Here is a 14,601-nt window from a genome sequence, read left to right on the forward strand (position 1 = left end):
GCCATCTGATACGACTGAGTATAGGGGAATCGTGGGGGGCATTTGGTAAACCATGTGCAGCACGTTGGTTAGGGCCTGGTGGACAGGGGCATTGCAGTACTAGGGGTTGCGTGGTTGCCGCACGGTATTGCCACCACCGTCCGGCGTTCGGAGCTACGGGGAAGCTGTGAACGGTGAGTGCAAACAGGGCTTCAGTGCGCACGACCGCAGGCTGGCCTGCTGGCGGGGAGCAGGACGCTGCGGAGCGCATGACTACTGTGTGCGTGACGCACGATGCACCGTGTCCATCACGCTGTACTATGAGGGGTCATACCTCTTGCTGTGTGACATGTGGGTAATACATATGATATGCGTGATGGAGAGTAATTAGCCGCACCGGTAGAAAGGCGTGGCGGCGCGTCGCTCACCCACACGAACAGATGATGCGAGCGGCGTTCCATCCCTCTCTGCATAGAGCAGGCCGTAGCACCTGCACCAGGATGACTATGGCGCTCTGAAGATTGGGTGGTACGATTACCTCCATGGCATGAGGATGAACCGGCCCGGTATACAGCAGACATTCAATAAACAGAGACAGCCGGTGTATACCGGCTGTCTCTGCTTCCGCCTTGTTGGCGGGCCCGACGGGATTCGAACCCGCGACCTCCACCTTGACAGGGTGGCATCCTAACCGCTAGACGACGGGCCCTGGTGACCCCAGCGGGATTCGAACCCGCGATCTCCACCTTGAGAGGGTGGCGTCCTGGGCCGCTAGACGATGGGGCCAACCCGCTCAACACGCTGGGAGTATACCACAGGTTCGCAAAGATTGCAAATCGGGCTTACGACTGAACATATCATCCCCGAACCAGTGACGTATCGGCTCAGATCGTGACTGTAGTCATCCCTGATTATCGCAGCCGATGACTAAAGATTAGCCACCCGCTACTTCTCACTGCGACCGTATCACCCTATCATTGTGATAGGAAGAACATATTTTGTCAGCGTTTGAGGAGAGCATCATATGGCACGCACCGTTCCGGCAACCGAACCAAAGTTGGAGAAGTCGCCACTTGAAAAGTTTGTGGTTCTGCTGATTGTCGTCTTACCGTTTCTGGGCACTATTTATGCGATGGTCATGCTCTGGCAGCAATATGTGGACTGGCTCGACGTGACGTTAATGCTGGTGCTGTACGTAATTTCTGGTCTGGGCATTACCATCGGCTTCCACCGCATGCTCACCCACAAGAGTTTTGAAACCAGCCGCCCACTCAAGGCCCTCTTCCTGATCATGGGATGTATGGCATTGGAAGGTGATCCCACATCATGGGCTTCCACCCATATTCAACACCATGCCCACTCTGACGACGAAGACGACCCGCACAGCCCGCTTGAGGGTCTCTGGCATTCGCACGTCGGCTGGCTCTTCACTCACAAGAACAATATCGAGATGTACGGCAAATGGCTCACCAAAGATCCGACAGTAGTCTGGGTCACCAAGACATGGTATGTGTGGGCAGCCCTCGGTATTATCATTCCAACCCTGATCGCCGGTTGGAGCGGCTTGATCTGGGGTGGTCTGGTACGTATCTTCCTGACCCACCACATTACCTGGAGCGTCAATTCAATTTGTCACACCTTCGGACGGCGCGACTACAATACACGCGATGCCAGCCGCAATAACTTCATCGTTGGGCTGCTTGCGTTCGGTGAAGGTTGGCACAACAATCATCACGCCTTCCCGCGCTCGGCTTTCCACGGCCTGCAATGGTGGCAGGTTGACATCTCAGCCTACATCATCCGGACACTTGAGAAGGTGGGGCTGGTGTGGAACGTGCATCGCGTGAAGCCAGAGGATTTGCGTAAGCGCCAGCGCACACCTGCTCTGCACGAAGTGATGGGTGACTGATCAGTACATAGTTTACAGTTCGGAAGAGCAGTGCAAGAGATTGCACTGCTCTTTTGTTGCAGATGTGACTATTCTTGCTGTTAACAGGCTATTTTTCCTGACCAGAGAACAACATCCCCTCACCTGCTCTATTTTTCAAACTCACACAACATGCTGTACTCCCCATTTGACGAAGATCGACATAAGTATTACCATTGTGCGCAACACGTTTGCTGGCAAGAGAAGACGAGCGGGCAGCGTCGCCCACGGCTGGCCGGGCACAGGTGATCATTCATAAGGACGCGGTGCATGATGAATACCGCAGGTGGATGCGACGCATATGCCTGAGCAACAAAAGTCTGTTACCGGTACACCACTATTTGAACGCTACACCCTCTCCCATGCCTACGACGAGATGTTCACCGCCGAGGGGGATATACGCCTGGCCTACAGTGAGCTGGCCCACCTGTTGCGTAGCATCAGTCCCGCTGAATTGCAACAACGTCAGCGGTACGCCGACCTGACCTTCCTCAATCAGGGTATCACCTTTACTGTGTATGGTAATGATGCAGGGGTGGAACGGGTTTTTCCCTACGATCTGTTGCCACGGATCATCGCCGCCAACGAGTGGCAACACATCGAACGCGGTCTGCATCAGCGGATTGTAGCGTTAAATCACTTTTTACACGACGTCTATCACAACGAACACATTTTGCGCGATGGGGTCATTCCCCGCCATCTGGTCTACAGTTGTCGCCACTATCGGCGTGAGATGCGAGGTCTTGCGGTTCCACGTGGCGTTTATACTGCGATTGTCGGAACTGACCTGGTGCGTTTGCCTGATGGTCAATTTGTCGTTTTGGAAGATAATCTGCGCGTACCGAGTGGGGTGAGCTACATGCTCACAAATCGTGCAGTAATGAAGCGAGCGCTACCCCGCTTGTTTGGGGCGTATGGTGTTCGCCCGATTGACCACTACGGACAGGCACTACTCGCCACACTGCGCACTCTGGCGCCGGCTCATCGCCCCGAACCGACTATCGTGCTCTTGACGCCCGGAGTGTTTAATTCGGCATATTTTGAACACACCTTTCTGGCTCGACAGATGGGGATTGAGCTGGTGGAAGGACGTGATCTGCTGGTGCATAACAACATCGTCTACATGCGCACAACCAAAGGACTGCAACGGGTCGATGTGATCTACCGCCGAATTGATGATGATTTTCTCGATCCGATGGTTTTTCGGCCTGACTCCATCCTTGGTGTCCCTGGGTTGTTCAACGCTTATCGAGCAGGGGCTGTTGTTCTGGCTAATGCGATTGGGACTGGCGTTGCCGATGATAAAGCCATTTATGCGTATGTACCGGACATTATTCGCTATTACCTTAGCGAAGAGCCAATCTTACCGAACGTAACAACCTATCTGTGTGACCGACCTGATGAGTGCGCGTATGTGCTTGAACACCTTGGTGATCTTGTGGTTAAGGCAGTAGGAGAATCAGGCGGTTATGATATGCTGATTGGGCCACACAGCACCCGCGAAGAGCAGGCACAGTTTGCCGAGCGGATTCGTGCGCAGCCACGGAACTATATCGCGCAACCAACATTGCAGCTCTCGCAGGCACCATGCTTTATTGATGGCGTTATCGAACCACGCCACGTTGATTTACGGCCCTTTGTGCTGTTTGATGGCGAGCGAACGACGATTGTACCAGGCGGATTGACTCGAGTGGCATTGCGCCGCGGCTCACTGGTAGTCAATTCGTCGCAGGGCGGCGGTAGCAAAGACACGTGGGTGCTGTACTGAAGAGGGATCAGGGCTGGACAGCGGAATTCATGACAGGCAAGTGATGATACAGATGCAGGAAATGTATGCTCTCACGCGTTGCCGATAACCTCTTCTGGATGAGTCGCTACCTCGAACGAACCGAGCACACAGCTCGCTTGATTGGGGTTGGATTGACCCAGATTCTCGATCAGACACCGCAAGCCCTCGTACCACGATGGCAGCGTCTATTAGCTGCCTTGCATGTTGAACTGCCAGGCGATAGTCTGAACGATCTGCAAAGCATTACCCGTCTCTTAACCACTGATGCGACGCATCCGGCTTCCATCAGAGCCTGTATGGCACGGGCACGCGAAAATGCTCGCCAGGTACGTGAACAGATCAGTTCAGAGATGTGGGAGCATATCAATCAGCTCTACCTGAATGTGCAGGCGATCAGTATCGAGCAAATCTGGCAAGACGAACCGGTCGAATTCTATCAGATGATCAAAGAGCGGCTGCACTTAATTCAGGGCATTACCGATGCTACCATGAACCACGGTGAGGGCTGGCGTTTTATTCAGGTGGGGCGTTATCTCGAACGGATTTGGGCAACAACGCTGCTGCTCGAAGCCTTCTTCCGGCCCTATTTAAGCGGCCACGAGAGTACTATTGATGCAATTGATTGGGTTGCACTGCTGAAGTGTTGTACGGCATTTGAAGCCTATTGCAAGGTTTATACTGCTGATGTACAGCCGGCGCGTGTGGCTGAATTTCTCTTGCTCAACGCCGAAAGTCCGCGTTCGATCAGATTTGCCGCCGATCAGGTGCAAGTGAGCCTGGAGCAAATCGGTCAGCTTGCCGGTACCCGTCATGCGGCACGAGCTGAACGGTTGGCCGGGCGTCTTCGTGCTCAACTCGATTATGGTCAGGTTGACGAAATTATCGCCGATAACCTGCTGCTCTTTCTCAATCAGATTCGGCAACAATGTAGCGCAATCCATGATGCGATTTACCATGCCTACATCAGCTATCCGATTGATCAGGCGCTACCGCAGTAGGGCCTGGGTATAAGCGCTTTGCGAGCGTCAGTAATATGTACTACTCGATTCTGCACAAGACGCGCTTTCGCTACAGCGCACCGGTGACCGAAAGTCAGACTGAAGTCCGCATGTGTCCGTGCGATGAAGGGTACCAACGCCTTGTAGAGTTTCATTTAACTACCGCTCCTTTTGCCCGTATCAACCACTACCGCGACTGGCTTGGCAATGAGGTCTACCATTTTGACGTTGCCGCAGCACACCGTCAGTTGTTAGTGATTGCCGAGGCAGTCGTCCAGATGTTTCCTATCCCGCCATTACCTGATAAACTCGATAACACTACCTGGCAGATGCTCGATCTACTGGCCGAACGGGGGGAATGGTGGGATTTCTTGATGCCCAGTCATTTTATTCAAATGACCCCCGCCTTGCTTGATCTGGCACGTGAACTGGGCGTAGAGCGGCGCACCGATCCGCTGAGTCTGTTACGTGATCTAACCCATCAGATAGCCCAAACCTTCGCCTATGCGCCGCAAACGACCCGCGTCGACTCGCCAATTGACGAAGCATTGCTGGCGCGGCGTGGTGTGTGCCAGGACTTTGCGCATATTATGATTGCCCTGGTACGGCGGGTCGGCATTCCCTGTCGTTATGTCAGTGGCTACCTCTTTCACCGCACCGAAGATCATGATCGTTCGGAAGAAGATGCCACCCACGCCTGGGTAGAAGCCTTCTTGCCTGAATTGGGCTGGATCGGATTCGATCCGACAAATGATCTCATTGCTGCGGAACGGCATATTCGCGTGGCCGTTGGTCGCGACTATGCTGATGTGCCACCCACTCGTGGTATCTATCGCGGGCAGGCCAGCAGTCAACTGGAAGTGGGGGTGAAGGTGCTCCCCGCCGCGGTGCATATTGATGAAGCCGAAATTCTACCACAGGTCACGACCGCCAGTGTCCAGGCCGAGCTGGCTGCACAGCAACAACAGCAGTAGTGATCTGATAGGTATCATTCCGTGCTGACGTGCTACCGGTGAACTGCTGAGGGGACGTTGCAGATGCACGAGCATCTGGAAGCCCTCAACTCCGGCCCTCTCCTGCTCGTAGTCATAACCCAGGTTGCCACCTTTGCCATCACAGAGGCACAGAGGATGGGTATGAGCCGGATTGCTACCGTGAGGCGTGACATAGCGCGTCGATGGGAACTGGATGCGTCCCACATCGTTCAATGCAGGTACTCCGCACGATGTTGTGCACAACGTCGTGCTGTTCATCCTGGAAGTCAGCCTCTTTGGCTTGATCACAGCACAGGTAGCAACTTGGGTTCATTATATCTTGATGGATACTGTGAACCATTATCGAGGATACCAGTCGGTCATTCGTGCCACAGCGTCGATACCACTCCCTGCAGCGCGGGTTACCTGCCTGCACTCGTCCATCATCGGTGCCACTGCCATGGGATGCGACCAGAAGAAGGTCGGTAGGTAGTTAGACTCATGATCCACGATCTGCGTCACCGCTCACACACAGTTCGCCCATTGAAGGATAAGTAAGCCTGATAGACGTGCTCTACCCGCATGTCGTCCTCGTAACTAGCGGGAAAACCGCTGCAACCTGCCCTGGATCGTGAGCATGACTGGCACGATAGCATGGCTGCCGCACTCCAGACGTCGCGGCACAGGCAACCCCATTTGGCAACGGTATTCCGAAACGTGATCCCACTGTGTGCAGAGCGAGTACGCTGGTTTGGCACATCTACGTTTAGGGGCCAGGGTGATGATTTGGATAGAACCTATTGCAAAAAAAACATTGCCTAGATTCATAACAGACCGACTCTGTGATCGTGGCAAGCACATACAGCTCCTCGTGACCGACAGGTTCAACGGCGTGATACGCCTCGGATCGTGAGCACGGCTGGTGCGGCAGTATGGCTGCCGCACTCCAAACGCCGCGACACGTGCATAATGAGCGGACAAGGCAACCAATCCAGCGCGTGTTGGCAGCGGAGATGGTCGTCTACCCTCCCTGCTGCCATACCAACAGCCTGGGAGCAGGATATGCCGGCGTTGGAGATGGACAAGCGTTCATGCACCTGCGCAACCGTCTGGAAGCACGACAGCACAGCTTTTATGAAATAAGTTCTCGTGTGCCTGATATTACACCAGATTCGATGTAACATCATGATGGCCCGCTGTTCGTCAACATCTCAGTTTGGAGTACAATATCAACATGAACGTCTTACTTATCTCAACCTATGAACTTGGGCACCAACCGCTCAGCCTGGCATCACCTGCCGCGTGGCTACGCCGGGCAGGGGCAAATGTGGTTTGTGTTGACACCAGTGTCACACCGTTGACGGCAGAAATGGCCGCCAATGCTGCACTGATCGGAATCTCGGTGCCGATGCACACGGCCACCCGGCTGGCGCTGGATATGTTGCCACACCTGCGGGCAGCAGCACCGAACGCATATATTGTCTGCTACGGCCTGTACGCTCCGCTCAATGCCGCAATCCTGCATCAGGCCGGGGCCGATTGTTGCCTGGGTGGTGAAGTGGAGGAACAACTCACGGCGATCTGGCAGCACATAGCCGCTGGCAAGCGTCCATCGGTTGGCGACACTGTTCTTCTTAATCGGCTCGATCTCATCCCGCCTGACCGGCACGGCTTACCACCGCTCGACCGTTACGCAACGTTGATCAGCGGCGGCAAAACCTATCTTGCCGGCTACACCGAAACAACCCGCGGCTGCAAGCACCTCTGCCGTCACTGCCCGGTTGTTCCGGTCTACAACGGGCATTTTCGCGTGGTACCGCGCTCAACCGTGCTGGCCGATATTCGGGCGCAGGTCGCCGCCGGAGCGCACCATATCACCTTTGGCGACCCGGATTTTCTCAATGGCCCCGGCCACGTCTTGCCAATTGTGCGCGCTATGCACGACGAGTTTCCCGACCTGACCTATGATGTCACGATCAAGATCGAGCACATCATTCGGTACGCTCATCTATTGCCGGAATTGCGTGCAACCGGCTGTATCATGGTCGTGAGCGCCGTTGAAGCTCTTGATGACACCATCCTGACCCGCTTTGCCAAACGCCACAGCCGGGCCGATGTGGTACGTGCGGTTCATCTCTTACGAGAACACGATATTGCCCTGAATGCAACATTCGTAGCATTTACACCGTGGACGACACGCCAGATGTATCGCGACTTTTTGCTTGGCATTACCGAACTGGGCCTGATCGAGAGTGTTGCTCCGGTTCAGTACGGCTTACGGTTGCTCATACCTGAAGGATCGCGGTTGCTTGATCTGCCCGACGTACAGGCACTGGTTGAGCCGTTCGATCCGGAGGCGCTGGTGTATCCCTGGCGACATCCCGACCCGGCGATGGACAGGTTACAACGCGAGGTGATGGCGCTTGCCCAGTGCAGCGAACAGTGTGGCGAGTCGCGCAGCAGCTTCTATCTGCGACTGCTCGACCTGTGTGATCGGATTATTGGCCCCGGCCCGCGCCCGGCGACAGTGCCAGATGCTGCACCAGTGCCAAGGCTGAGCGAACCGTGGTACTGTTGTGCTGAACCGACAGACAGCCAGGTGATGGCAAAGTATTTGTAGCCTGTGTACAGGAATGCTACAGCTATGATCGAAATCGGCATGCGTCCACATCTGTTGTTGCTCACCACACCATCATCGTACCGCCTGCCGGCCTTTCTGGATGCTGCCAGGCGGATCGGCGTCCAGATAACGGTTGCTGAAGACACCCCACCCGCCTTGAGTCGGCCATTGCCAGGGCGCTTACTGATTGATTTTGGTGATCGGGCAGCAGCATTGCAGGCCATCCGTAATCTACACACCAACCAACCGTTGAGCGCTATCCTACCGGTTGACGATAGCGGTGTCGAACTGGCTGCGCTGGCCTGTGCCGATATTGGGCTACCCTTTAATCGGCCAGAAGCCGCCGCTGCCGCTCGCGACAAGCATCTGATGCGTCAGCTCTTCGCCCGTGCTGGAGTACCGTCACCTGCGTTTCGCCTCTGCACCACCGCCGACGACCTGTCGGCACTGGTGCAGGCAGTCACATTTCCCTGTGTCGTCAAGCCCCTGCGCCTTAACGGCAGTCGCGGCGTTATCCGGGCCGATAACCCGGCCCAGTGTCTCGCGGCAATTCGTCGTCTCGCTGCCTTGCTCGATCGGATTGAAGGGGTAGGGGTGCATGAGTTTTTGATTGAAGACTTTGTGCCGGGGTTTGAAGTTGCACTGGAGGGATTGATCGATCACGGGCAGGTACAGGTATTGGCGCTTTTCGACAAGCCCGACCCGCTCGATGGGCCGTTTTTTGAAGAGACGATCTACGTCACACCATCACGCCTGCCGGAAGCGACGCAAGCGGCAATTTGTGCAGTAACCGCAGCAGCGGCCAGAGCGGTGGGGTTAGAGCGCGGGCCATTGCATGCCGAGCTGCGGATCAACGAGCACGGGCCGTGGATGATCGAGTTAGCTAACCGCAGCATCGGCGGTTTATGCTCGCGAACATTGCGTTTTGGCACCGATGCCTCATTGGAGGAATTGATTTTGCGCCAGGCTGCCGGTCTACCTGTGGACACCCTCAGTCGCGAGGGACAGGCGGGTGGGGTGATGATGATACCGATCCCCCAGGCCGGTATCCTGCGCGCCGTTGATGGAGTGGCTGAGGCACGTGCAATTCCCGGTATTGAGGCAGTCGAAATTACGGCACCGCTCAATTACCCACTGACCCCCCTACCAGAGGGTGACAGCTATCTCGGCTTCATCTTTGCTCGTGGTTCTGATCCGGCAACTGTCGAGGCAGCACTGCGCACAGCACATGCCTGCCTGCGCTTCACCATCGTTCCGGCAATCGAGCTGGTGCCGTCTACCGTTAGCATATAGGGACGAGCGAGAGTGACGCATGCGCTGACAACTCCCACCTCAGCCCTATTTGCGACGTGGCCCTCCCTTCGCCGGAGCAGCGGTTGGTGGTGTCCACCCTTCAGGCATAGGAGCATTTTCACCAAAAAAGAACTCTTCCATGGCTTTCATCAGGATTTGCTGCGCATTCGGATCGCCTAAACTCAGGCCATAATGATTGATAATCAGCGTTGCCTGCTGTGGCCACAATCGCCAGGCCTGTGCCGATACCTGTTCGTAGATGCGCTGCCCAAGCGGGCCAGGGAAGGGGGGCCGATCCAGACCGGGAAGTTCGCGACCGAATTTGACACAATGCACCATTCGCGCCATAGCTCTTTCTTTCGTGTGTACAAACGGTAATACCATGAGTATTATACCCGAAAGCAACGTATACCCATGCGCATCGTTCTCTTTGCCCTGCCAGGCCCAATGGCACTACCGGTCTTGCAGGGTCTGCTGACGCTGCCGGTTAACGTGATCGGGCTGGTGCATCCGGCACCGGCGGGGATGCCGGCGTTGACCCAGTTACCGGCGGCTACACCTGCACGCAACCCTACGCTACTCGCACCACCAACAGCGGCTACCATTGCCGATGCAGCCGGGATTCCGCGCTATGCCGTTCGGCGAAATGCTACTACCGCTATCGCTGAGCAGTTGCGTCGGCAGAAGGTAGACCTTGTGATTGTTGCCTGCTGGCCCTGGCGCATCCCGGCAGCTTTGCTTGAGATACCACGCTACGGCTGGCTCAACCTGCACCCATCGCCATTACCAGAACTCCGTGGCCCGGAACCACTCTTCTGGGCGTTGCGGTTGGGCTGGACGCGCACGGCAATGACCATGCACCTGATGGATGCGGAGTTTGACCACGGCCCGATTGTTAGTCAGGAATGGTTTGATCTACCGCCCGGCGAGCGTCTACATTCGCTGGAAACACTCGCCGGACAATGCGCCGCCACAATGTTACCGACCGCGCTCAGCCATATCTCCAGTGCAGAGTGGCGACCGTCATCCCAGGCAGCGGGTGGCAGCTACTTTCCTTCACCCCGGACACAGGACTTCGTGTTCACTGCGGAATGGTCGGTGCAACGGGCCTACGCCTTTGTGTGCGCAATTGCCGAATGGGGCATACTGTTTACCTTTATTGCGGCTGATGGTCAGCGTGTACAGCTTACCGATGCGGTTGAATACCAACCTCATAAACATTTAGCAATGCCTGTCGTTGAACAAGATGGCCGACTGGCACTCCAATTATGCGACGGTGTTCTGATAGGCATCACGCCCGACTGCACAAAGCGGTAGATCAATTGTTGATATTTGTCAGTATCCTGATAGCGGTGTTACAATTGCACAAATGTTTTTTGTTGCTCCACCCTGTATGCATCTACAGACAAACTGATTGTAGATTACAATTTTGCCTGCTTACGATGCCTGGAGAACTGTTATGACGATCACACAAACTCCTGAGCATACCAATACCATGGTTCAACAATGGCGAGAGCAGATTCTAAGTAATCTATCGTGGGCATTAGTTGTGCTTGGTGGCATTGCCCTCATTATTGGTTCGTGGGCAGATTACAGCGCTGCGGGCGAACGAGCGCTACCGTATATCGGGGTATACTTCCTTGCCTATCTACTGATTGTAGGCATTGCTTTGGTACGACGCCTACAGGCGAAAGTGCGTGCTCTGCTGCTCCTGCTTGTGCTGGGGGTAATTGCAACCTTTCTGCTGGCAACATTCGGGCTGGTGGGGAGTGGACGTATTCTCTGGCTCGGTATCAATGTGCTGGCTCTGATCTATTTTGATCGGCTGGGTAGTATCGTCGCCCTCATTCTTTCGCTGATTGTCATGATGATCACCGCAGCCATCTATGTGACGGGTAATGCGTCTTTTGTGACCCCAGAGACACTGGCTGTTCAAGACACCATCGAAGATTGGGCTGGTTCAATTGGGTTGTATCTGGCAACCAACATGCTGACACTCATCCCATTTCGCTATCTCCTACAACGTTTGGAAGGTCTTGCCCAGCAGGCGACTACTGAAGCAGCCCGGGCGCGGCTGCACGCTCAGCAGGCCGAAGTACACGCTCAGGAATTAGAGCAACAGACGGCTCAATTGCAGCGTACCGAACATATGTTACGGAACGTAGTGCAGTCGCTGGAAACACCAACGGTCGAGATTGCCGATCAGGTGTTGCTAGCGCCAATTGTTGGTCAGATCGATCATCAGCAAGCTGATACGCTGTTAAAACGGTTACTCGGTGTGGTCAGCGAACACCGCGTGAAGCTCGTCGTGATTGATGTAGCGGGTGTGCCAGCCTTTGACGCTATGGCTGCTCAGAGTCTGATGCAAACGGTGCAGGCGCTCTGGCTGATCGGTTGTGAAGCGGTGATCACCGGTATTTCACCGGCGATGGCGCAAACGATTACGGCGCTGGGCATTGACATGAAAACGATAGCGACTGCCCGTTCTCCGCAAGATGTATTGTTGCGCACGATGATGTAGGCGCAGATGAGAGGGAACGTGCCCGGATCAGGCCCGGTAGAGCCGATCTGGCATCAGGCAAGGGTTATGCGGGTGAGTTCCCTAACTGACACCGTGGAAACGATTGCGGAGCGGTGATGAAGAATGCTGTGGTGTCGAGATAGCCGGGTCGATTGATCTAATGATCGCTGTCTAAAGACTCAGACCGGATCGCTGCCCAAAACACTCCACCCAATGGTTTCTCTTCTTTGTCCTATGTATCACGTGTCGCGGGTATTGAGTGCGGAAGCGTTGGTTCCGCACTCAATGTGACGGTTCCTGATCGGGGAGTTTGTCATACAGCGGCGTAAACCGCTCTCGCCATGGCACGCGGCGACTATAAGCCTAGCGCTGCAAGAGCGCGTTTGACACTATCGGCGGGACTTACTTTAATTTCAGCCTGCACAATGCGGCCCTCTTCATCGATGACGAAGTGGGAACGAATGATGCCCATATATTTCTTGCCCATCATCGACTTCTCGCCCCACACCCCATACGCCTCAGCAACACTGTGCTGCTCATCGGCTAACAGGATGAAAGGCAAGTTATGCTTCGTTTTGAATTTGGCGTGGGATTTGGTGCCATCGGGGCTAATCCCGATCACGACTGCGTTCTTCTCTTCAATAATCGGGTATGAGTCGCGGAAACCGCAGGCTTGTGATGTACAACCAGGAGTATCATCTTTGGGATAGAAGTAGAGAATAACCCGCTTGCCGCGAAACTGGCTGAGTGAGACCGGTTCGCCAGCTTCGTTCGGAAGGGTAAAGTCGGGAGCCATCTCGCCAACTTGTGGTGGTGTTGCCATACCTTTTGTTTCCTGATCTATCGCGGATCCTGCACTACCATGCTACCACAAGTTGCACCACAAAGACACCTTACAATACCCTCCTGCTCAATGTCGTAGCAACCAGATTTTCCGCTATACTGAAGGCGAGTGTGTATAGAGGAGGAATCAATGACCATCGTCATTGTCGGTGGGGGGGCAATCGGGCTGTTGCTCCTTTCACGTCTGGCCCAGGCCAGCAACGGGCAACCGGTCGCGCTCTTGACCCGCCCAAACGGCGCAGCGGCGTTACAAGCCACACCGTTACAGGTGAGTGGGATCGGAGCATGTTCACTGACCGGTTTGACGGTTGCCGGTGCAGTAGCTGATTTACCGGTAGCGTTTCAGCAACCGGCGCTGGCAATCTTATGCGTTAAAGGCTACGATACGAACGGGGCGATTGCCACCTTACGCGACCTCAATCCGGGAGCCATCCTGACGCTGCAAAATGGGCTGGGCAACGAAGAAGCGCTGGCCCAGGCTTTTGGCGCGGATCGGATTATTGCCGGTGCAATTACAACCTCGGTTGACGCCACCGGCCCCACGACGATCACTGTGACGAAAGCGGGTGGAATTGGGTTAGCGCCGGTAGGTAGTACAAGTAACCTCACCATGGCCGAAACGGCGCTGAGCAATGCAGGCTTTACTGTCCAGCGTTATCACGACTACCGTGCTATGAAGTGGTCGAAAGCGCTGCTGAATATGCTAGGAAATGCGACTGCTGCGATCCTCGATTGGTCGGTTGCGCAGGTCTACGCCGACCACCGGCTGGTGGCACTGGAACGAGCCGCCGTGCGTGAGGCGCTGGCCGTGATGCAACGCATGGGGATACGACCGGTCAATTTACCCCGCTATCCGGCGGCACTGCTGGCCTTCGGCATTCGCTGGCTGCCACCGATCATCCTCGATCCGATTTTACGCCAGCGGGTGGCCGGTGGACGGGGCGGTAAAGACCCATCACTGCTCCGCGATCTGCGAGCGGGGCGTAACCGTTCCGAAGGGGAGTTCTTGTACGGCGCGGTAGCCGCAGCCGCAACAACTCACGGTTTGCAGGCGCCGGTCAATGCCGGTCTCTGGCAGGTGTTGGGGGGTATCGCACGCGGTGATCTGCGCTGGGACGATTATCGCGGTCAACCTGAACGGTTGCTGGCGGCCTGTGGGATGGCAAGGTGAGCCTGTTCTGCTTCCACATCCGTCTTCGGCAAATAATACCTTCGCTGCGTCATTTTACGATATGCGGGGGCCATGCTGACACCCAACAGCCGATCTGTCAGATAAATGCTATTGTACAGGCAGAGTGGTGAGCGAGCCGGAGGCTCGCGCTCCCAGAGGGTGTGATACGCCGCTTTCCTTTTACCTGTTTTCTGTCCTTGTATCGCCCCCACCCCAGCCCGCCCCCGCTGGGGGCGGGAGTTTGCCTCCGCCCAGCGGGGGCATTAGCTTACCATTCCTCCCCCAGCGGGGGCATTAGCTTACCATTCCTCCCCCCAGCGGGGGCATTAGCTTACCATTCCTCCCCCCAGCGGGGGGAGGTCAGGAGGGGGGGCCGGAATTGCGGTGCCCGGCAACCCTTGGGGAGCACGCCCATTCCCCTGATGAACAGGGCTGGGAGGTGAGGCCGAACACCCCCACCCCGACCCGCCCCCGCTGGGGGCGGGG

General features: G+C 55.7%; 11 protein-coding genes and 2 tRNA genes. 9 read left to right on the forward strand and 4 right to left on the reverse strand.

The genetic code is table 11. The features are described 5' to 3' along the window. Nucleotides 1-612 precede the first annotated feature (612 nt). Together VAE57_RS13770 and VAE57_RS13775 are read right to left on the reverse strand one after the other, a co-directional pair. Nucleotides 613-688 (reverse strand) — tRNA-Asp (locus tag VAE57_RS13770). Continuing rightward, nucleotides 689-765, reverse strand: a tRNA-Glu gene (locus VAE57_RS13775). It abuts the tRNA gene before it with no gap. 238 nt (nucleotides 766-1,003) lie between these two features. On the opposite strand from VAE57_RS13775, the gene VAE57_RS13780 reads away from it, so the two are divergent. The 6 genes from VAE57_RS13780 (at nucleotide 1,004) to VAE57_RS13805 (ending at nucleotide 9,580) form a co-directional block, all read left to right on the forward strand. After that, nucleotides 1,004-1,888, forward strand: a complete 885-nt coding sequence (locus VAE57_RS13780; protein ID WP_322822446.1) for an acyl-CoA desaturase — start codon at nucleotides 1,004-1,006, stop codon at nucleotides 1,886-1,888. Nucleotides 1,889-2,207: 319 nt separating this feature from the next. After that, a complete protein-coding gene (locus tag VAE57_RS13785; protein ID WP_322822447.1) occupies nucleotides 2,208-3,674 on the forward strand; it encodes a circularly permuted type 2 ATP-grasp protein in 1,467 nt (488 codons plus the stop codon). 65 nt (nucleotides 3,675-3,739) lie between these two features. Continuing rightward, a complete protein-coding gene (locus tag VAE57_RS13790) occupies nucleotides 3,740-4,693 on the forward strand; it encodes an alpha-E domain-containing protein (RefSeq protein ID WP_322822448.1) in 954 nt (317 codons plus the stop codon). A gap of 35 nt (nucleotides 4,694-4,728) precedes the next feature. Then, on the forward strand, nucleotides 4,729-5,667 hold the full coding sequence (locus tag VAE57_RS13795) for a transglutaminase family protein (RefSeq protein ID WP_322822449.1): 939 nt from the start codon (nucleotides 4,729-4,731) through the stop codon (nucleotides 5,665-5,667). A gap of 1,234 nt (nucleotides 5,668-6,901) precedes the next feature. Continuing rightward, complete coding sequence (locus tag VAE57_RS13800) at nucleotides 6,902-8,287, forward strand: CUAEP/CCAEP-tail radical SAM (seleno)protein (RefSeq protein WP_322822450.1); 1,386 nt, start codon at nucleotides 6,902-6,904, stop codon at nucleotides 8,285-8,287. Nucleotides 8,288-8,311: 24 nt separating this feature from the next. Next, a complete protein-coding gene (locus VAE57_RS13805; RefSeq protein ID WP_322822451.1) occupies nucleotides 8,312-9,580 on the forward strand; it encodes an ATP-grasp domain-containing protein in 1,269 nt (422 codons plus the stop codon). A gap of 45 nt (nucleotides 9,581-9,625) precedes the next feature. Here the strand turns inward: VAE57_RS13805 and VAE57_RS13810 are convergent, their stop codons facing one another. Next, entirely contained in the window at nucleotides 9,626-9,928 is a 303-nt protein-coding gene (locus VAE57_RS13810; RefSeq protein WP_044233591.1) for an oxidative damage protection protein, read from the reverse strand. Nucleotides 9,929-9,994: 66 nt separating this feature from the next. On the opposite strand from VAE57_RS13810, the gene VAE57_RS13815 reads away from it, so the two are divergent. Beyond that, a complete protein-coding gene (locus tag VAE57_RS13815; RefSeq protein ID WP_322822452.1) occupies nucleotides 9,995-10,897 on the forward strand; it encodes a methionyl-tRNA formyltransferase in 903 nt (300 codons plus the stop codon). Between the two features lie 142 nt (nucleotides 10,898-11,039). Continuing rightward, entirely contained in the window at nucleotides 11,040-12,101 is a 1,062-nt protein-coding gene (locus tag VAE57_RS13820) for an STAS domain-containing protein (RefSeq protein WP_322822453.1), read from the forward strand. A gap of 355 nt (nucleotides 12,102-12,456) precedes the next feature. Here VAE57_RS13820 and bcp read toward each other — a convergent pair whose 3' ends face one another. Next, entirely contained in the window at nucleotides 12,457-12,924 is a 468-nt protein-coding gene (gene bcp / locus VAE57_RS13825; RefSeq protein WP_322822454.1) for a thioredoxin-dependent thiol peroxidase, read from the reverse strand. Nucleotides 12,925-13,074: 150 nt separating this feature from the next. Here bcp and VAE57_RS13830 point away from each other — a divergent pair, with 150 nt between their 5' ends. Further along, nucleotides 13,075-14,115: a 2-dehydropantoate 2-reductase gene (locus VAE57_RS13830; RefSeq protein ID WP_322822455.1), complete on the forward strand. Its 1,041-nt coding sequence runs from the start codon at nucleotides 13,075-13,077 to the stop codon at nucleotides 14,113-14,115. The last annotated feature ends 486 nt before the right edge of the window (nucleotides 14,116-14,601 follow it).

The sequence above is a fragment of the Chloroflexus sp. genome, from assembly GCF_034434295.1.
GTDB lineage: Bacteria > Chloroflexota > Chloroflexia > Chloroflexales > Chloroflexaceae > Chloroflexus.